Genomic DNA, 19,020 nt, shown 5'->3' with positions numbered 1-19,020 from the left:
ACGCGTCTCGAAGCCGCCGTCGGCGCAGGGTGCCAGGACTAGCGTGAACCCATGACCGAGCAGCAGCTCGCCCGCACCTCGACCCATGCGATCGACATCGCGCTCGTCGTCGCCGTCTACGCGACCGCCGCCGTCGCGCTCATCGTGCCGACGTGGTTCCTCGCGATCGGCGTGCAGGCGCTCGGCGATGCGGCCGGGTGGTGGCAAGGCGACCCAAACTCGAACGACGGCGAAGGGGCTGGGCAACCTCGCTCGGGGTAGGCGCCTATGTGGTCGTGCTCGGCGTGAGCACGCTTGCCGTGCAGGCCATCACCCAGGTGTCCGGCATCCCGTTCCTGCCGTCCGTCGTCGCTGGCGGTGCGTTGCTCGTCTCAGGTGCTGTCGTCGCCTGCGCGTGGTTCATCTCCTGGTAGAGAGCCGGGCGGCATCCGTGCTCGGGCGCTCGTAGTCGGCGCTCAGCGCACCCCACGGGCTTCATCCTCGCGGGGCGGTTTTTGGTCCTGCATGAGGGCAATTTGGTCCCCCGCGAACGCCCGATGCCCGAGAAGCTGGTGCGGGCGCCGAGACGCAGTGCGCCTGGAAGGCGGAGTGGACAGTGCATCTCGAACCCGTGACGGCTCCTGGGGGCGGTTCCGAATCCGGGTGATCGCCGTGGTGGTCGCGAGCCTCAGCATGGTGGCCGCCGGCGCGGTCGCCGCGCCCGCCGCCACCGCAGCCGATGTCGATCTGGCGGTGAACGTATCGAGTGATCGCGCCATCTACGCGGTGGACCAATCCGCCGTCTACACCGTGCGCATCGACAACCGCAGCGACCAGCAGACGGCGGCGGGTGCCACCGTCGCGCTCGACGTGCCGAACATGCTCAACTCAGGCCTGGCCTGGGAGACCTCGGCATCCGCGGTCTCCGGCGGCGGCGGTGCAGCCGCTCCGCAGAACTTCGTGCGCTCGGCCGATGGCCGCACCGTGACGGCGACGCTTCCCGCGCTCCCGGCCGGTGGCTGGATCTCGTTCGCACTGACCGCGCCGGGCAACCCGGCGAACGGAGTGACCGGAGCGCTCACGGTGACCGCCACGGTCACCCCTGCAGCCGGTGACACGGATGTGCACGTCGCCACCGACTCCGCCACCGCCGGTGTCGTGATCAAGGCGCTGCCCGCCGACTATGCCACGAGCATCACGGGCTACCCGACTGCGGGTGTCGCCGACGGCGCCACCATCACTGCCGACGTATCGATCGTCAACACCGGGGTGCGCAACAACCTGCGCTCGACCCTCTCGCTGGCTGGCGAGCTCGGTACGGGTACCAAGCTGGTCTCCGCCGTGCTGCTGAGCGGACCGGCCGCCGCGCCCACCCTCACCTCCGACACCGCGGGCCGCATCGACGTGGGCAACCTGCCCGCGGGCACGACGAGCGTCGTGCGGTTCACGATCGCGGTGGGGGCGGCCTGCAACGTGGCGGGTACTCCGCGCACGCTCACGCTGACCAGCGCCGTCGCACCATCCGGCGGAGTCGCTGAGGCGGTCGCGTTGAACGGCGACAACACCGCCTCCGCCACTTTCTCGGTGCTCACGCCCGCTTGTCGGGCGTCCGACGTGCGCACCGACTCCCTCACCCAGGTGACTCCGGCGAGCGGCGCGCTCCCGCACGACGGGCCGTTCGCCTTCGAGGCCGCCTACTCCAACACCGGCCCCGACGCGGCGCCCTCGACGATCCGCTTCACCCTGGGCTGGGCGACCGGCGAGGGCGGGCCGTCGATGGATGCCGACCCGGTGTGCGTCGCGGCCGGCGGTGCGGTGTGCCCGACCTCGTGGGAGATCACGCCGACGGTGACGCCGGGAACTCCGGGCATCCCCACCAGCCGCGGGCAGTCCGCCGTGACCGCGGTGGGTTCCGGGGCTGTCGTGCCGACCGGTGGCACCTTGACGATCACCTATTCGGGCACGGGCGGCGCCGCGGATGACCTCATCTGCGGCGACCCGGCCGGCTCCGTGCTCACCAGCGTCACGGCGGCGCCGTCGTTCACCGACGCGGATGCGACGAACAACTTCATGAACCTGGCCCCGGGCGAGCAGATCGGTATCGCGTGCGGTATCAGCCACGACCTTCGGCTGACGGTGCCGTGGTATCGCAACGACCCGGCCGGCACGCCGCTGCCGCAGACCACGGTCGACTTCGAGCCGGGCGACACCGCCTACTTCGACATCACCGCTCTGAACGCCTCGAACCCCGACCAGGGCGGGCTCGGCGAGGCCGGCACGGCCCCTATGTGGACTTCAACGGGTACACCGTCCTCGGCAACCTCGGCTTCAACGCGAATCCGAACCTCGTCTCCGGCAATCAGCAGTTCGACCTCTCCGACCCGGGCAACGTGTTCTGGCAGTCGGATACCGGGACCATGCAGCTCGACCCGGATTCTCTCGACGACATCCTCAGCGACAACCCGCTGAACATCACCTGCCTGAGCGACGCTCCGGTGGTCTGCCCCGATGTCGCGACACGGCGAGGGACGCTCTACCCGGGCAACCACCCCTACCCGCTGATGCTCAACCTCAGCTGGTCGGATCAGGAACAGACCGTGCTGCCCGCCGGGGAGACCCTGCAGCTGATGGCCGCGTTCAAGATCCCCGAGCTGCCCGAGCAGTACCAGCAGGCCGGTTGCGTGCCTCAGGGCGTGCTGATCGACGGCTCCCCGACGGCGACAAGCGCCAACCTCACGTTCTATTTCATCGGCTTCGCGGAGCAGACCACGAAACTCTCCGGTGACGCGAGTGCGGCCGACGACCGCTGGCGCGGCGTGCAGATCCGGGTCAACTACACCCGGTGTACGCAGGATCTCGCGATCACCCAGACGATCGTCGACGCGTCCGGCAACCCGATCGCCTCGCCGACAGTGCCCGCCGACCGCACCGTGCGCTACGCCGTGACGATCACCAACCCGGCCGTCTCCGGCCCGCTCGCGCTGCCGCGCCTCACGGAGGCGTTCAGCCCGGCCGTCGTCGAGGCCGTCGCCGTGTGCGACCCGGCGCTCTCCACGGGAGGCGCGGTGTGCCCGACGGGCACCTTCGCGGCGGGTACCCGTTACCTGGCCGACGGGTCGACCGCGGCCATCGCCTCGGGGGATCCGCAGCTCGACATCACCTGGGGTGAGGCGGGTGAGCCGACCCTGCCGGCCGGCTCCTCGGTGACCTTCCTCATCGAGGCGCAGTACCCCGCGGAGCTGGCGACGGTCGCGACCGCGGTCGCGACGGCCTTCGACGCGGCCCCTGGCTCGCCGTTCCCGCTCGTGAGCGACAGCGACGCTATCGCCCCGACAGCGTCGAGTGCGATCTTGTCGATCCGCAAGTCGGTCAGCCCGATCGCCCCGAACCCGGGCGACACCGTGAGCTTCGTCGTCGACCTGCTCAACGCTGGAGACGCGGCGACGTCCGCCTCCTTCAGCGACCCGCTGCATCCCGACCTCGCTGCCGCCAACCCCGGCGGCTTCGCGAACGTCGTGTGCACGCCGATCACCGCGGGGATGGGCGTGCTGGATGGGCCGCTCGGTGACACGCCGTGCCCCGTGCTCAGCTCCGACGCCACCGGCATCCAGGCGGCGATCCCGGTCTTCGCACCGAACTCCGGGCTGCGGATCACCTACACGGCGATCGCGCCGGAAGCGATCACCTCGGCGCCGAACATCGCGAGCATCTACGCGGATGCCGATCTCGCGACAGCCGCTGACCGCTCAGCCTGGGTGAACTTCATCGTGCGCCCCGTGGCGGTGGATCCGCCCGACACCGACGGGCCCGGACTCGCCGCGACGGGGGTCGAGGGCTCACTCACCGTGTCGGCGCTGGTGGCCGGTCTCGTGCTGCTGCTCGGCGGCGGACTGCTCGTGGCGACCCGCACCATCCGTCGGCGGCGTCAGAGCTCCGAGTGACCGGCAGAGTGGTCGCCGAGCAGCCCCAGCTCCTCGGCGACCACGACGGCCGAGCGCCGCGAGGTGACACCGAGCTTGCGATAGAGGCCTTGCAGCTGGGTCTTGATCGTGTGCGGGGACACCACGAGAGCCTCGGCGATCTCGCGCACGCTGCCGTGCTCCGCGAGCGCGCGCAGCACAACGCTCTCGCGCGGCGTCAGGTGCACGACTGCCGAGGGCTCGCCTGCCCCGCAACCGTTGGCACCTCGAGGTAGCGCAGCACGGATGTCGAGTGGTGCTGCTCGGCGAGTTCGACGAGCAGTCGGCGATCGCGCGCGGGCAGCAGCGCCACGTGCATGCGCGGCCCGTAGCTCTCCCAGCACAGTGCCGCGCTCGTCAGCCATGACCAGGCGAGCTCTGGCCGGTTATGCCGCAGTGCGGCAACGGCGCCGCTCGTCCACAGATCCGAGCGGGTGCGCAGGGTGTGGGTGGGAAGCTCGAGCGACGCCTCCGCGAGCGTGAGCGCGTCGCCGGCTCGCTCCTCCGCGAGAAGCCTGTCGACCCGTGCGGCCGCGAGGAAGGGACGCTCGGGTGGCTGCGCGTCGAGCAGGCGACCCGCTGCACGGTGGTCGCCGCCGGCGAGCCAGGCACGTGCGAGGGTCGCATGGAGGTGCTCGGTTGCCGCGTTGTCGCCCGTGCCCGGCATCCGCGACGCCGCGAGCTCCCGCGTGACTCGCTCCGCCTCGGCGCGCGCCTGCCCGAGCCCGTGTCGTGCCGCCACGGAGATGCCGGTGAAGAACGGCCAGAACTCTCCCGTGGTGGTGTACGCGTCGGTGCCGCGCAGCGCGTCCGCAGCGCCCGCGAAGTCGAGTGCGTCGAGGTGCTGGTAACCCTCCGCCACGACGCCCAGTGCGTTCATGTACGTGCGATGCAGGTTCTCGGGCCAGGCGGCTGCGTCGATGGACGCCGAGAACGTCCGCGATCGCGAGAGATCGCCGGCGAATGCGGTGGCACCGACCGCGTAGACCACGGAGTAGTTGCGCGCGGTCTGCGTCGTGCACAAGCTCACCGAGCGCACCGCCGTTGCGATCGCGTCGTCGATCATGCCGCCTTGCAGCAGGGAGTAGCTCAGCTGACGCAGGATCGTGCCGAGGTGCTCGCCGAACCGCGCGCGTAGCTCGGCAGGGATCTCGTCCACCGACCGCACGACCGTGAGCGCGGCATCCGCCGACTCCCGGAAGGCGAATGCGGTGCGCCGCGCGACGGCCCGCATCGCGGCGAGGGTGAACGCGTCGATCGACGGTTCGAGGTAGGCGGGCTGTGCGGGCGATTCGATCGCGATCCGGAACGCGCCTGGCGCGTCCAACCGGAGGAGCGAATTCGCGGCGAGCGCCAGCCCGAGCCCGAAGGCGAGCATTGGATACCGCGCCAGCATCTCATCGGGCACCCGCCTCAGCACAGGCAGGAAGCGGTCGGTGATATAGCTGTCTGGATTGCCGACGACGAGGCTCACGAAGGTGCGGTCGGCGAGGGCGTAGTCGCCTCCTCGATGGCGAAGGCCAGTGCCCGGTCGACCTCGCCGTTGTCAAACAGCCAGCGCGCCGTGCTCGCGCACGCGACCGAGAAGCGATCGGCGTCGGCGGCCGCGCGCGCGCGGAACGTGTCGCGGATGATCTCGGCGTACTGGAACACGGGACGCTGCCTGGCGTACGGGATCCATCGCCCGAACCCGTTGCGCTCGAGCAGATCGAGCAGTCCTCGGGCATCCGGATGTCCCGTCAGGTTGGTCGCCAGCTCGATGTCGACGTAGGGCGGCACGCTGGTGTCGGTGACGAAGCGCAGCGGGACGTCGTCGGGAAGCAGCGATTCCCAGCGGGCTGCGACCATCGAGTTCCACTCGATGGAGTCGGCGTGCGGAATCCGCCCGAGCTGGGAGAGCGCGAGCATGACGGCCCGGACGGTCAACGCGAAGCCCCGCGTCGCGTGCATCACCGACAGAGCGAGCCGCTCGTCGGCGATGCCGATCTGCTGCGCGATGAGGGTGCCCACCTCATCCGGGGTCAGGGCCAGCTCGTCGAGGGTGATGATCTGCGCCGTTCCTCCGGGGGATCGGCGTCGGCCAGCGCCGTGCCCGAGCGTGTGGTGATCAGCACGCGCAGCCCGGGCAGCGCGGTGAGCAGCTGCGCCAGATCCTGGTCGATCTCGGGAGTCACATCGCCCAGGTGCTCGTATGCGTCGATGACGAGGGTGACGGCCCCCGCATCCTGGAACAGCTCGACGGCGATGCGCACCGGGTCGGCGCGGCGGTCGAGCTGCTCGAAGACCTGCGCCGCCATATCCGTCGACAGGTCTCCGTGCCGTTGCGCGCTGCCGACGACATGCCGCCAGAACGCCTGGCGGCTGATCCCGCCGTCGCCCAGCGTCACCCAGGTGAGCCGTTCACGCTGTTTCAGTGCCCAGCTGCGCAGCAGGGTCGTCTTGCCGCTGCCACTCGGGCCCTTGACGATGCAGACCCGCACGCGCGGCGAATCGAGAACCGCGAACAGCCGTGGCCGATCGAGCACCCCCGCGACCTCGAACTCACCAGCGGACACTGAGCCTCCCCGATTGCCCAGCCTATGGGGAAGACGCCCCCGCTCGGGGGACATCGCGTCGCACGCGATCCTGTCGCTCCGGTGACCATCGGAGCAGAATCGGGTGATGCGACACGGGTTCCTGAGGGTGCTGGGGAACACCCTCAACCGATGGACGACACGGCTGGCCCGGGCCGGGCGAGGGCCGTTCTCGCTCGTGCGGCACGTCGGGCGCAAGTCGGGCAAGACCTACGAGACGCCCATCATCGTCGCGCCCGCTGAGGGCGGGTTCATCGCCGAGCTCACCTATGGCGAGAACGTCGACTGGTACCGCAACGTCGTCGCGGCGGGCGGATGCGAGCTCGTCGTGGGCGGGCAGCCACACCCGGTGGTCGCGGTCGAGCCGTACCCGGCAGAGGCCGGACGGCGGGCGTTCGGGGTGCCGGCGCGGTGGGTGCTGAAGCTGCTGCGGCGGCATGAGTTCCGGTTGCTGCGGACGGGGGACTGAGGGGCGCTGGTTTCGAGACGCCGCCTTCGGCGGCTCCTCAACCCGCTGGGCATTCCAGGACTGTCGAGGTGGTTGAGGAGCGCCGCGAAGCGACGCGTCTCGAAACCGCCGTCCCCCAGCACCCCGGGGGACCTTGGGCCCTGACCCACGACCGCGCGGCATCCGAAGGTGGAGGGTGAGGGTCGCGGCCCGTGCGACCCGCCTGCAGGAGGACACCCGTGGATCCGCTCGAGATCGCCCGGTGGCAGTTCGGCATCGTCACCGTCTACCACTTCATGATGGTTCCGCTCACGCTCGGCCTCGGGCTCGTGGTGGCGATCCTGCACTCCATGTGGGTGCGCACCGGAAACGAGCAGTGGCTTCGCATGACGAAGTTCTGGGGCAAGCTCTACCTCGTCAACTTCATCATGGGTGTCGCCACCGGCATCGTGCAGGAGTTCCAGTTCGGCATGGCGTGGAGCGAGTACTCGCGCTTCGTGGGCGACGTCTTCGGCGCCCCGCTCGCTATGGAGGGGCTGCTGGCCTTCTTCGTCGAGTCGACGTTCCTGGGGTTGTGGATCTTCGGATGGGGCCGGTTGCCCAAGCGCGTGCACCTCGCGACCCTCTGGGCGGCCGTGATCGGCTCCTGGATCTCGGCCTACTTCATCCTCGCCGCTAACTCGTGGATGCAGCATCCCGTGGGCGTCGACTACCAGGACGGCCGCCCCGTGCTCACCGACATCTGGGCGGTGCTCACCAACAACACGCTGCTCGCGGCGTTCCCGCACACCCTGGCCGGCTCGGTCGCGGTGGCCGGCGCGTTCCTGCTCGGCATCGCGTGGTACCACCTGTGGCGGCGCCGCAAGGACGGCATCGACACGGTGGATGCGACGGGCCGCGTGATCGTGGGTGAGGCTCCCGAGATCCCCGGTCGCGACACGGCCGACCACAAGGTCTGGCTCACCTCGCTGCGCATCGGCGCGGTCGTCGCGATCGTCGGGTTCGGTGCGGTGGCGATCACGGGCGACATCCAGGGCAAGCTCATGTACGAGCAGCAGCCGCTCAAGATGGCGGCGGCCGAGGCGGCCTGCCACACCGGCACGAGCTTCTCGGTGCTCTCGATCGGCAAGCTCGGCTCGCAGGACTGCTCCGAGGTGGTGCCCGTCATCGAGATCCCGGGCGTGCTGTCGTTCCTGGCGAAGGGCGACTTCACGACCGACATGCCGGGGCTCAACGAGCTCATCCCGCGGTACCAGGAGTTGTACGGAACCCACCTGCCGAACGACCCGATCTACGGCGAGCGCTCGGGCATGCAGGTCGACTACATGCCGAACCTCGAGGTCACCTATTGGGGCTTCCGCATCATGATCGGCTTCGGCGCGATCTCGGCGTTCGCCGCGCTCGTGGCCCTGTGGCTCACCCGCAAGGGAACAGTGCCGCGATCGAAGCCGCTCATGCAGCTCGCGGTGTTCGGCATCCTGGCGCCGTTCGGGGCGAATGCGGCCGGGTGGATCTTCACCGAGATGGGGCGGCAGCCGTTCGTCGTGGTGCCGAACCCGAACCCGAGCGGCGTCGACGGGGTGTTCATGTTCACCGCGGCCGCTGTCTCGCCGGGCGTCGACGGGCGCGAGATCGTGTTCTCACTCGTCTCGCTGGGTCTCGTCTACCTCGTGCTCATGATCGTCGAGGTCGCCCTCATCGCCCGCTTCGTGCGGGCCGGGGTGGCGGGCGTCATGCCCGAGCGATTCGGCGTGCACGATGACGCGGATGGCGACGGTGGCGGCGGCGACGCAGGCAACCGTGACGACGTGCTCGCCTTCGCCTACTGAGCGGAACAGGAGATATGGAAATGGATGCGCTCCCCGTCGTCTGGTTCATCGCGATCGCGCTGCTGTGGACCGGCTACATCCTGCTCGAGGGCTTCGACCTGGGCGTGGGCATGCACATGCTCGTCAGCGCGCGCGACGAGAAGCAGCGGCGCGTGATGCTCAACGCGATCGGGCCCGTGTGGGACGGCAACGAGGTGTGGCTCATCGTGGCGGGTGCCGGCATCTTCGCGGCGTTCCCGTTCTGGTACGCGTCGCTGTTCTCGACCCTCTACGTGCCGCTCGTGCTCGTGCTGCTGGGTCTGATCTTCCGTGCGGTCGCGATCGAGTACCGCGGCAAGATCACCGCCCGCCGCTGGACGCGGTTCTGGGACTGGTCGATCGGCGTCGGCTCGACCGTCGCCGCCTTCGGCATCGGCGCCGCCCTCGCCCTCACCACGACCGGCCTGCCGATCGACGGGAACGGCGACCGCGTCGGCGGCCCCTTCGTGTGGCTCACCCCGATCGCGGTGCTCGGCGGCCTGGCACTCGTGGGCTTCTCCCTCGTGCACGGCGCCACCTTCCTCGCGCTCAAGACCGACGGACCCGTGCGCGAGCGGATGGGCAAGCTCGTACCGCGCCTCGCCCCGGTCGCGCTGCTGCCGATCGCCGGCTGGGCCGTGCTCGTGCAGCTCGACGGCGGCGACGTGCTCAGCTGGACCCTGCTCGGCCTCGCGGTCGTGGCGGGCGTGGTCGGCTGGGTCTTCGCACGGATGCGGCGTGAGGGCTGGGCGTTCACCGGCTTCGCGGCGTTCGGGGCGCTGGGTGCCGCGGCGATCTTCGCTGCCGCCTTCCCCGTCGTGCTGCCCTCCACGATCGATCCGGCCTTCGACCTCACCATCTGGAACGCCGCGAGCGGCAGCTACACGCTCGGCGTCATGACGGTCGTCGCCGCCGTCTCGCTGCCGTTCATCCTCGCCTACCAGGCGTGGAGCTACTGGGTGTTCCGCAAGCGGGTGGCGCCGCACCACCTGCCCGACCCGCACGACGTCGTTCCGGCGATCCGCCCGGATGCGGTGAGCAGCGGCCGCTGACATGAACACCCTCGCGTCCTTCCGCTCCGGAGCCGAGCGGGGCGCCCGCCCGGGCCCCGAGCTCGGGCCGGGCGGCCTGCGCGCGCTGCTTCCCGTGGTGGCGGCGAGCATCGGGGGCGCGGTCGGCATCCTGCTCATCGCGGAGTCGATCGCCCGCCAGCTCGGTGCCCTCGCGGCGGGAGCGGATGCGCGCACCTGGCTCGCCCTCGGGGCGGTCGGGGTGCTGCTGCGCGCCGGGGCATCCTGGGCGCAAGCGATGCTGGGCAGGCGGGCCGCCATCCGCGCCAAGTCGCAGCTGCGTCGCGAGCTGAGCTCGCGCGTCGCGGCGGGGGATGCCGCGGGCGGCGGCACCGCGGTGCTCGCGACCGAGGGCCTCGACGCGCTGGATGACTACTTCGGCGTCGCGGTGCCGGCGCTCATCTCGGCCGTCGTGATCCCGATGGCCACCGGGGCGCGCACCCTCGGCGTCGACCTCGTCTCGGCCGTCGTGCTCGCGGTGACGATCCCGCTCGTGCCGATCTTCATGGTGCTGATCGGCATGCACACCCGCGACCGCGTCGATCGCGCCACCGACGCGCTCACCCGACTCGCCGACCACCTCGTCGAGCTCGCCCGCGGCCTGCCGGTGCTCGTGGGACTCGGGCGCCTCGAGGAGCAGCTCGCGGCCCTCGACCGCATCCAGTCGGACTACCGCCGCCGCACCATGCTCACCCTGCGCACGGCGTTCCTGTCGGCGCTGGCTCTCGAACTCATCGCGACGATCTCCGTGGCCGTCGTCGCGGTGTTCTTGGGTATCCGTCTGCTCTCGGGCGATGTCAGCCTCGAGGTGGCGGTGCTCGTGCTGTTGCTCGCACCCGAGTGCTTCACGGCGCTGCGGGATGTGGGGACCGCCTTCCACTCCTCGCAGGACGGACTCGCGGCGCTGCGGCGCGTGCGCGAACTGCTCGCCGATGCACGCGTCGCGGCGGCGCCGATGCCCGGGGCGCCGGCGCTCACGGAGGTCGGCGTGCGCTACCCCGGCCGGGCGGTCGTGCTCGCGGGGCTCACCGTGCGTCCGGTGCCGGGTCGCATCACGGCGCTCGTCGGGCCGAGTGGGGCGGGCAAGTCGACGGCGCTCGCCGCGCTCGTGGGGGCCCTCCCCGCGGATGCCGAACTCACGGGCGTCGTGACGGGCGACCTCGCGCGCACCGCGTATGCCGCCCAGGCGCCGCACTTCGCCACCGAGACGCTGCACGACGAGCTCGCGCTCGCCGGGGCGCACCCGGATGCGGCGGTCGCGCTCGCGGCCGAACTCGGCCTCGCGGGACTGCTGCGGGCACCCCTCGCCGAGCTGAGCCCGGGCGAGCAACGACGCGCCGCGGTCGCCCGCGCGCTCGCGCGTGTCGACGCGGGAGCCGAGCTGCTCGTGCTCGACGAGCCGACCGCGCATCTCGACGCCGACTCGGCTGCGCGCGTGCGTGCGGCGATCACAGCGCGCGCCGACCGGGTCGCCACGGTGCTCGTGTCGCACGATGCGGAGACGCTTGCGCTTGCGGACGAGGTCGTAGGAGTGGGGGCGGGTGGTTTCGAGACGCGTCCGCCTGCGGCGGGCGCTCCTCAACCCGCTGAGGGCACTGCGGCGGGCGCTCCTCAACCAGCTGAGGGCACCGCGGCGGTCGCTGGTTTCGAGACGCGCCCTGCGGGCGCTCCTCAACCAGCTGAGGCTGCCGCAGCGCCGGCGGTCTGGCGCGCTCTTCGCACCGTGCTCGCCGCCTCCCCGTGGCGCTGGGTGGGCGCATCCGCCATGGCCGCCCTCGCGATCGGTCTGGGCCTCGCGCTCACGGCCGTGTCGGGCTGGCTCATCGTGCGGGCCTCCGAGCTCCCGGCGATCATGTACCTGCTCGTCGCGATCGTCGGCGTGCGCTTCTTCGGACTCGGGCGCCCGGTGGCGCGCTACGTCGAGCGCCTGTTCGCGCACGACGCCGTGTTCCGCGCGACCGACGCGCTGCGGCTCCGCCTGTGGCGGCGCCTGGCGGCCCAGGGCCCGGCGATGCGCGGGCTCCTCGGCGGGGGTGCCACCCTCGACATCCTCGTGACCGAGCCGGCAGAACTGCGGGAGCAGCTGCCTCGCGTGATCCCGCCCATCGCCTCGGGTGTCGTCGCGGTGACCGGTGTCGGCGTGGTGACGACGATCCTGGCGCCCGAGCTCGCGCTCGTCGTGTGGCTCAGCCTGTTCGTCACCGTGGCGTTGGCCGGGCTCGGCGGTCTGCTCGCCGCCCGCGGAGCGGGCGGGGCGCGCGTCGCGGCACGCTCGGAACTGGTGCGCCGCATGAGCGCGCTCGGCGAGGCGGCCGCAGAGCTGCGCGGTGGCGGGCTCGCCCCGGCAGCGCTCAGCGGCATCGAACGCGCCGGGGAGCGCCTCGCGCACGCCGAACGCCGCACGGCTCTGGCATCCGGGGTCGGCACGGCGCTCGCGCTCGCGGGTTGCGCGGGCCTCGCCGTCGCGGCGCCCGTGCTCGCCCCCGCGGCCATGCCCGTGTCGACCGTGGCCGTCGTGAGCCTGCTCGCGCTCGCCCTCGTCGAAGCGGTCGACGGAGTGGCCGCGGCCACCCGCCGCATCCCGGTGCTGCACGCGGTGCTCGCCCGGCTCGCCCCCGTGCTCGACACCGCCGAGACGATCGACGGGGTGCGCCGCCTGCACGCGCCCGTGGAACGCATCGACCTCGACGGCATCTGCCGTGTGCTGCCCGGCGGCACGCCGCTCTTCGCGGGCGTGAGCGGTGAGCTCACCACGGGGCGGACGCTGCGCATCGACGGGCCGTCGGGCTCGGGCAAGTCGACGTTGCTCGCGATCATCATGGGGTCGATCGCCGCAGACGCCGGAGCGGTGCGCGCCGACAGCATCCCGGTCGCCGATCTCGAGCGTGACAACTGGTCGCAGCACGTGGCGTGGTGCCCGCAGGAGGCGCACGTGTTCGACTCCACCATCCGCGGCAACCTGCTCATCGGACGGCGACGCGACGATGCACCCACGGATGCGGAACTCGCCGCGGTGCTCGAACGTGCGGGGCTCGGTGGCCTGCTGCGCGAGCTGCCCGATGGCCTTGCGACCCGGGTCGGGAGCGCCGGCCGGGCGTTCTCCGGCGGTGAGCGCCAGCGTCTCGCCATCGCTCGGGCGCTGCTGAGCCGGGCCGAGCTGCTGCTGCTCGATGAACCGACGGCCCACCTCGACGAGCCCACGGCACGCGCTCTCATGGGCGACATCCGGCTCGCGAGCCGCGACCGGATGGTCGTGCTCGTGTCGCACCGGGCGGGCGACCGGGAGGCCGATGACCGGGTAGTGGTGCTGGGAAACCTGCTGGTTGAGGAGCGCCGCCCAGCGGTGCGTCTCGAAATCGGCAACCCCGCGCACGGCGGCTTCGCGACCCGCACCGCCTGAGGCGGCGCGCTCCTCAGCCACCTCGGCCGGAGGTAGGGCCAACCCCACCCCCGATCCGACCGCTCGCCGGATGCCGGGCGGCCACGGCATCCGCGATGCTGGTCACCATGAGCACGACACGACGCGGCTACGGCCGGTACTGGCTGGGCCTGCTGCCCGAACTGGGCTTCCTGCTGCCTCTGCTGCCCGTCACCATCGTGGGCCTCTCTGTGCTCCTGACGCTGTTCTGGACGGGCGTCGGCATGATCCCCATCGTCGTCGGCGTGTTCCTCGTGCTCGCGGCGCTGTTCGTGGCGCGCGGGTTCGGCATCTTCGAACTCGCGCGGTTGCGCGGGGCGCTCTTCCCCGCGATCACGCCGCCGCGCTGGGATCGCACCATGCGCCAGGGCAGCGCCCTCAGCAAGCTGCTCGCCCCGCTCGTCGACGGCCACTACTGGCTCTACCTGCTGCACGGCTCGCTCGTGAACCCGATCGTCGGCATCGTCAGCTGGTCGATCACGATCTCGTGGCTCGCGGTGGCGGTCTCGGGGTCGCCTACCCGTTCGTCGCGGTGTGGATTCCCGAGAGCGACGGGCTGGAGATTCTGCTCGATCTGCTTGAGACGCGCGGCGTCGAGCTGCCCGACTTCGTGGCGAGCCAGACGTTCCACAGCACCGTGGTGTTCATCATCGGCGCGCTCTTCCTGCTGACACTGCCCTTCATCACGCACGGGCTCACCTGGATCCACCACGCGATCGCGCGTGGCATGCTCGCGGCGTTCCGCTCCGAGGAGCTGCAGGTGCAGATGGCCGACCTCTCGGCCTCGCGCAGCGCCGCCGTCGCGGCCGAGGGCACGGCGCTCCGCCGGCTCGAGCGCGACATCCACGACGGCCCGCAGCAGCGGCTCGTGCGCCTGCAGATGGACCTCGCCTCCGCCGAGCGTCAGCTCGAGAAGGATCCGGATGCCGCCCGCGAACTGATCGCCGAGGCCCGCACGCAATCCAAGGAGGCGCTCGAGGAGCTGCGGGCGCTGTCGCGCGGGTTCGCGCCGCCGATCCTGATGGACCGCGGTCTCGTTGCCGCCCTCGAATCCCTCGCCGTGCGCTCGCCGCTGCCGACTCACGTGGAGTCGCTGCTGCCCGCCGAACTCGTGCTCCCGCCCGAACTCGAGCGCAACGCCTACTTCATCGCGGCCGAGGCGCTCACCAACGTCGCCAAGCACGCACGAGCTCAGAACGCCTGGGTGCGCCTCGAGCTGCGCCGCATCCCGCCGACGGATGCCGTCTGGCTCGACGTCGTCGTCACCGACGACGGGGTGGGCGGCGCGTCGGCGGTCGCCGGCCATGGGCTCTCGGGGATCGCCGAGCGGTTGCGCGGCCTCGGCGGCAGTGTCGAGGTCGTGAGCCCCGTGGGAGGACCGACGCACGTGATCTCGCACCTGCCGCTGACATCCGAGTTGCCGTTCAGCGTCGAGCCTCCGTTCGGCGCCGAGCCTCCGCTCGGTGCCGAGCCATCGCCGGCATCGCCCGATCGCTAGCCTGGAGGGCGTGACCGTGCGCGTGGTGGTGGCCGACGACTCCGTTCTGCTTCGGGAGGGACTCGTGCGGGTGCTCGGCGAGGCCGGGCACGAGGTGGTGGGTTCCTTCGGCGACGCCGAGGAGCTGCTCGCCGCCGTGCACGACCTCGCACCGGAGCTCGCCGTGCTCGACGTGCGGATGCCGCCGACGTTCCGCGACGAGGGCGTGCGCGCCGCGATCCGGCTGCGCAAGGAGCTGCCGAACACCGGCATCCTGCTGCTGTCGCAGTACGTCGAGGTGGCCTACGCCCAGGAGCTGCTGGGTGCGGGTTCCGGGGAGTGGGGTATCTGCTCAAGGATCGCGTCGCATCCCTCGACGACCTCACGGATGCGGTCGACCGCATCGCCGCGGGCGGCACGGTGCTCGATCCCGAGGTGGTGGCGCAACTCATCGGCCGGCGGCACGACCCGCTCGCCTCGCTCACCCCGCGCGAGCGCGAGGTGCTCCAGCTCATGGCCGAGGGGCGCAGCAACGCGGCTATCGCGCAGCAGCTCTTCATCGGCGTCGGCGCCGTGGAGAAGAACGTCACCGCGATCTTCGGCAAGCTCGGCCTCGAAGATTCGGGCTCAGACCACCGTCGGGTGCTCGCGGTGGTCGCCTGGTTGCAGCGCTGAGCGCGCGGCCGGCCTAAGTGCCGGCGCGCGGGGCGGTCATCGACCGTTGCCCGCGCGCCGACTGACAGGCGGTGCACCCACCCGTCGAGTGCGCCGACTGCCGGCTGTGGGTAGCAATAGCAGGTGTACCCGGGGTCGGCGACGCCGCAGCGATCGGAGGCTAGGCCACCGAGGGGCGCGACAGCGTGCCGAAATCGTTCTTCCACGACTGGACTTCGGGGCGGTTGTCCTGGATGTGGTTGGTCCAGGCGATTCCGTTCCACCACCGCAGCTGAGGGATACCGAGCGGGTCTCGGTACCAGCCGGCGGGGGCTGCGGTCGTGGTGGGGTTCACGACAGTCATGTGGTGCTCCTGGGGGATCGGGTGTCGCCGCTGGCAGGGGAAAGCGGTGCGGCTGGTGTGATGGTACTGCCCCCATATGCGGGGTGCAATAGTCGATTTCATGTCGCGTCATGCGGCGTTCACGCGGGGTAACAGCAAGACGGCCCCCGCGATGCGGGAGGCCGTCTGTGGTGTGAAGCTCAGGCAGGCTGGATGTTCTCGGCCTGCATGCCCTTCGGGCCGCGCACAGCTTCGAACTGCACCTTCTGGCCCTCGTCGAGGCTCTTGTATCCGGATCCGGCGATCGCCGAGTGGTGGGCGAAGAGGTCGGCGCTGCCGTCGTCGGGGGCGATGAAGCCGTATCCCTTGTCGGCGTTGAACCACTTCACGGTTCCGGTGGTCATGGTGTTCTCCTTGTTTTCAACTTCACCCGCCGAGACGTCACCGGGTGGTGACGCAACGCTCCGGAGGAGGTGGCGGGCGCATCCAGCGGCATCATGCCGTTGAACATCTGTGGGGCCTCAGGCACGACGGTACGTGGCGAGGACGTGGCACGTGAAGGGGTCGAGCGCTGCTCGCCCCACTTCGTGCATGTGGCGGACGACGGCGGCTTGCGCGCGCGCCAGGCTCATCTCGGTGTAAGGGATCTCGTGAACGTAGCAGTATTCGCGCACGATTTCCCGAGCGCGCGCCAGATGCGGGCGCGCCATGCTCGGAAAGAGGTGGTGCTCGACCTGATAGTTGAGGCCACCGAGGAGGGTGGATGCCCAGAAACCACCGCTGATGTTGCGCGAGGTGCGCACCTGCTTCGTGAAGAAGTCGAGCTTGGCATCCGCGGGCACGATCGGCATCCCGGTGTGGTTGACCGCGAACGAGGTGCCCATGTAGAGCCCGAACACGGCGAGCTGCACGCCGAGGAAGGCGAAGGCCATGCCGAGCGGGAGCACCCAGAAGATGACGCCGAGGTAGACCGCGGTGCGCAGCGCGATCATGCCGAGCTCGAACCAGCGCCCTTCGACGCGACCACGCCGCACGAGCGAGCGCACCGAGTGCACGTGGAGGTTGAGGCCCTCGAGCAGCATGAGCGGGTAGAAGAGCCATCCCTGGCGGCGCGTGATCCAGGCGAAGACGCCGCGCTGTGTCGCCGCCGACTCGGCGGTGAACGCGACAGTGTCGATTTCGATGTCGGGGTCTTTGCCCACCCGGTTGGGGTTCGCGTGGTGCCGCGTGTGCTTCGTCATCCACCACTGGTAGCTCATGCCGACCCCGAGCACGATCAACAGCCGACCGAGGCGGTCGTTCGCGGGCCGGATGCGAGCACCTGACGGTGCGAGGCCTCGTGGGCGAGGAAGGCGATCTGGGTGAAGACGATCCCCAGCCCGGCCGCGATGAGCAGCTGGTACCAGCTGGCGCCGAAGAGCACGAAACCGGTGACGGCACCCCCGAGCGCGAGCGCGAGCACGGTGCCGAGGGCGAGGTAGAAGAAGGTGCCGCGACGCAGCAGCCCCTCCTCGCGCACCTGTTGCGAGACGGAGGTGAAGTTGCGGATCGGATCAACGGAGCCGGCTGCGCGCGGCTGAGTCTGACGAATACGGCCCGGTGCGGGGGTGAGATGGAGATGGGGTGTCCGTCCGCTTGGCTGCCCGAGTGGGGCGGGATGAAAGCCAAGGGCAGGTCGCCAGTCGACTTGATCAAGGGTACGTCACGGTATATGCCGTACCGCTGTGAGTCTCGGCGTGCGGCATCAGTCGACCGCGAGCACCGCCTCGGCAGGCACCGCGTTCGACGAGCCGGCTTCGCCACGGGTTCCCGCGCGCGGGAGGGCGAGCAGGGTCGACAACACGGCCGCGCCGGCGAGTCCGGCGAGGGCCAGCAGCCCGGCTTCGGGGGCTGTCGTCCAGGTGCCGTTGAGCAGGAAGATCGCCGACACCGTGCACGTGGGCACGCCGAGCAGCACGAGGAACCACCCCGTCGCGCGACCGAGGTCGAGGCGTCCCACGCGCTGCACGCCGAGCGCCAGGAGCACGAAGAAGAGCGTCCACATGATCGCCCAGGTGAGCCAGATCACGGCGAACACGGGGTCGCCGGGCGCCGAGATGACCGCCTGATAGGCCGCGATCCCCGCGACGAAGAGACTGAACCATCCGAATCCCTGGGGCTCGAAGCCCGCGAGGTTGATGAGCCCGAACCACAGGTAGGTGAAGCCGAAGAGGAAGCTCGGCCAGGTCGCGTTGATGATCGCGGCGTCGCCCTCCGCCTGGAGAAGCACGAGCGTCGGCAGCACCACCTGTGCGGTGCCGACGAACAGGTTCAGCGGTGCGGCGCTGCGGCCGGAGACGATCCCGAGCGAGGCGAGGCCGTTGACGAACAGCACGACGCCGACGAGCAGCAGACCGACGTTGCCCATCAGCGGGCCACCAGCTCGATGAACTGCTGGGAGCTGATCACGGGCGCGAAGAAGGTGTTGATGCGCCGGAACGCGGCAGCCTCATCCGCGGGGTCGTGGGTTCCGGTCGCGTCGCCGATCACAATCGGCAGCAGGCCGTGGTCGCGGGCGGCGCGCGCGTTGCCCTCGATGCACCAGTCGGTGTGGATGCCGGTGATGACGACCACCTCCACCTTGCGGCGGGCGAGCGTGCCCGGCAGATCGGTGCCGACGAATGCGGTCTGCAGGGCCGTTTCGTTGAACTGCTTGTCGCCCGGTTCGACGAGCTCGGCGAGCTCGGGCACGAGCGCGTCATCCCAGGCGATCTGCTCGGGGGTGGCTTCGATCGCGCCGGTCCAGTGGGCGTACTGGGCGGCGTCGAACACGGTCTGCGGGTAGTTCTGGCGGAAGACGGTGTAGCCGATCCAGTTGAACGACACGAAGTTCGGGGCTCGCCGCGCGGCCTTCGCGGCGCGCACCGTGGCCTCGAGGCTGCCGCGGTAGGCGTGGCCCTCGGAGTACTGCACACCGCCCGGCTTGTAGAGCGAGTTCGACTGGCTCACCGAGAGGAAGGCGGCTGGGCGCGAGAGCACCTCGCGCAGGTCGAGGGAGGCCCACTGCGGGTGCAGCGCCGGAATCGCGTCGACGTTGCTCGACGGCAACGAGGCGATCGTCTCGGCGTCGAGCTCGAGCGGCTCGAGGGGGTCGTGCGGGCTTCCAGCGTGACGGCGCTCATCGTTTCCTCTTCGGATCGCGGGGTGGATGTCGCCCACGGTAACGAGGCGCGCGGCCCCGCCGAAGCTGTGTTTCCGAGCGTGAAGTTATGT

Annotated in this window: 18 protein-coding genes and 2 pseudogenes; 11 read left to right on the top strand and 9 right to left on the bottom strand. The window is 70.7% G+C overall.

The annotated features are described in order from the left end of the window. Positions 1-51: 51 nt before the first annotated feature. The 4 genes from QQK29_RS00560 (at position 52) to QQK29_RS00545 (ending at position 3,920) form a co-directional block, all read left to right on the top strand. Positions 52-261, top strand: a complete 210-nt coding sequence (locus QQK29_RS00560; RefSeq protein ID WP_284296918.1) for a hypothetical protein — start codon at positions 52-54, stop codon at positions 259-261. Positions 262-275: 14 nt separating this feature from the next. Continuing rightward, complete coding sequence (locus QQK29_RS00555; protein ID WP_284296916.1) at positions 276-413, top strand: hypothetical protein; 138 nt, start codon at positions 276-278, stop codon at positions 411-413. A gap of 229 nt (positions 414-642) precedes the next feature. Next, positions 643-2,448, top strand: coding sequence for a hypothetical protein (locus QQK29_RS00550; RefSeq protein WP_284296914.1), 1,806 nt, complete (start codon positions 643-645; stop codon positions 2,446-2,448). Next, positions 2,397-3,920 carry a hypothetical protein gene (locus tag QQK29_RS00545; RefSeq protein ID WP_284296912.1) on the top strand — a complete coding sequence of 508 codons (1,524 nt, stop codon included), beginning with the start codon at positions 2,397-2,399 and terminating at the stop codon, positions 3,918-3,920. Before QQK29_RS00550 ends, QQK29_RS00545 begins: the two co-directional genes overlap by 52 nt. On the opposite strand, the gene QQK29_RS00540 is transcribed toward QQK29_RS00545, so the two are convergent. From QQK29_RS00540 to QQK29_RS00525, 4 genes are read right to left on the bottom strand one after another with little or no spacing between them, the layout of a single operon-like run. After that, positions 3,905-4,126, bottom strand: a complete 222-nt coding sequence (locus tag QQK29_RS00540) for a response regulator transcription factor (RefSeq protein ID WP_284296910.1) — start codon at positions 4,124-4,126, stop codon at positions 3,905-3,907. The genes QQK29_RS00545 and QQK29_RS00540 overlap by 16 nt on opposite strands. Beyond that, positions 4,117-5,412 (bottom strand): hypothetical protein, encoded by a 1,296-nt coding sequence (locus QQK29_RS00535; protein ID WP_284296908.1) that lies wholly within the window; start codon positions 5,410-5,412, stop codon positions 4,117-4,119. The genes QQK29_RS00540 and QQK29_RS00535 overlap by 10 nt, the downstream gene beginning before the upstream one ends. Beyond that, complete coding sequence (locus QQK29_RS00530) at positions 5,409-5,948, bottom strand: winged helix-turn-helix domain-containing protein (RefSeq protein ID WP_284296906.1); 540 nt, start codon at positions 5,946-5,948, stop codon at positions 5,409-5,411. Before QQK29_RS00530 ends, QQK29_RS00535 begins: the two co-directional genes overlap by 4 nt. A gap of 11 nt (positions 5,949-5,959) precedes the next feature. Continuing rightward, positions 5,960-6,493, bottom strand: a complete 534-nt coding sequence (locus QQK29_RS00525; protein ID WP_284296904.1) for an NACHT domain-containing protein — start codon at positions 6,491-6,493, stop codon at positions 5,960-5,962. Positions 6,494-6,599: 106 nt separating this feature from the next. Here QQK29_RS00525 and QQK29_RS00520 point away from each other — a divergent pair, with 106 nt between their 5' ends. From QQK29_RS00520 to QQK29_RS00490, 7 genes and pseudogenes are all read left to right on the top strand, one after another. Next, entirely contained in the window at positions 6,600-6,980 is a 381-nt protein-coding gene (locus tag QQK29_RS00520; protein ID WP_284296902.1) for a nitroreductase family deazaflavin-dependent oxidoreductase, read from the top strand. 218 nt (positions 6,981-7,198) lie between these two features. Further along, a complete protein-coding gene (locus tag QQK29_RS00515) occupies positions 7,199-8,788 on the top strand; it encodes a cytochrome ubiquinol oxidase subunit I (protein WP_284296900.1) in 1,590 nt (529 codons plus the stop codon). A gap of 20 nt (positions 8,789-8,808) precedes the next feature. After that, positions 8,809-9,858, top strand: a complete 1,050-nt coding sequence (gene cydB / locus QQK29_RS00510) for a cytochrome d ubiquinol oxidase subunit II (RefSeq protein WP_284296898.1) — start codon at positions 8,809-8,811, stop codon at positions 9,856-9,858. A gap of 1 nt (position 9,859) precedes the next feature. Next, a complete protein-coding gene (gene cydC / locus QQK29_RS00505) occupies positions 9,860-13,276 on the top strand; it encodes a thiol reductant ABC exporter subunit CydC (protein WP_284296896.1) in 3,417 nt (1,138 codons plus the stop codon). Positions 13,277-13,383: 107 nt separating this feature from the next. Continuing rightward, positions 13,384-13,965 (top strand): sensor domain-containing protein, encoded by a 582-nt coding sequence (locus QQK29_RS00500; RefSeq protein ID WP_284296894.1) that lies wholly within the window; start codon positions 13,384-13,386, stop codon positions 13,963-13,965. 56 nt (positions 13,966-14,021) lie between these two features. Next, the gene (locus tag QQK29_RS00495) at positions 14,022-14,792 is read left to right on the top strand and encodes a sensor histidine kinase (RefSeq protein ID WP_348533903.1); all 771 of its coding nucleotides are present in this window, start codon (positions 14,022-14,024) and stop codon (positions 14,790-14,792) included. A 16-nt stretch (positions 14,793-14,808) separates the two neighbouring features. Continuing rightward, positions 14,809-15,446 (top strand): annotated as a pseudogene (locus QQK29_RS00490) (response regulator transcription factor). A gap of 160 nt (positions 15,447-15,606) precedes the next feature. On the opposite strand, the gene QQK29_RS00485 reads toward QQK29_RS00490, so the two are convergent. The 5 genes and pseudogenes from QQK29_RS00485 to QQK29_RS00465 all read right to left on the bottom strand — a co-directional run bounded on the left by QQK29_RS00485 (position 15,607) and on the right by QQK29_RS00465 (position 18,966). After that, positions 15,607-15,789, bottom strand: coding sequence for a DUF2510 domain-containing protein (locus QQK29_RS00485; protein ID WP_284296892.1), 183 nt, complete (start codon positions 15,787-15,789; stop codon positions 15,607-15,609). A 179-nt stretch (positions 15,790-15,968) separates the two neighbouring features. Continuing rightward, a complete protein-coding gene (locus tag QQK29_RS00480; protein WP_284296890.1) occupies positions 15,969-16,172 on the bottom strand; it encodes a cold-shock protein in 204 nt (67 codons plus the stop codon). A 117-nt stretch (positions 16,173-16,289) separates the two neighbouring features. Beyond that, a pseudogene (locus QQK29_RS00475) lies at positions 16,290-17,359 on the bottom strand (fatty acid desaturase family protein). Between the two features lie 153 nt (positions 17,360-17,512). Then, positions 17,513-18,175, bottom strand: a complete 663-nt coding sequence (locus QQK29_RS00470) for an AmiS/UreI family transporter (protein ID WP_284296888.1) — start codon at positions 18,173-18,175, stop codon at positions 17,513-17,515. Continuing rightward, entirely contained in the window at positions 18,175-18,966 is a 792-nt protein-coding gene (locus QQK29_RS00465) for a cysteine hydrolase family protein (protein WP_284296885.1), read from the bottom strand. Before QQK29_RS00465 ends, QQK29_RS00470 begins: the two co-directional genes overlap by 1 nt. Positions 18,967-19,020 lie beyond the last annotated feature (54 nt).

This window comes from Homoserinibacter gongjuensis (assembly GCF_030161875.1).
GTDB classification, from domain to species: domain Bacteria; phylum Actinomycetota; class Actinomycetes; order Actinomycetales; family Microbacteriaceae; genus Homoserinibacter; species Homoserinibacter gongjuensis.
This window is presented reverse-complemented; position numbering and strand designations above follow the sequence as displayed.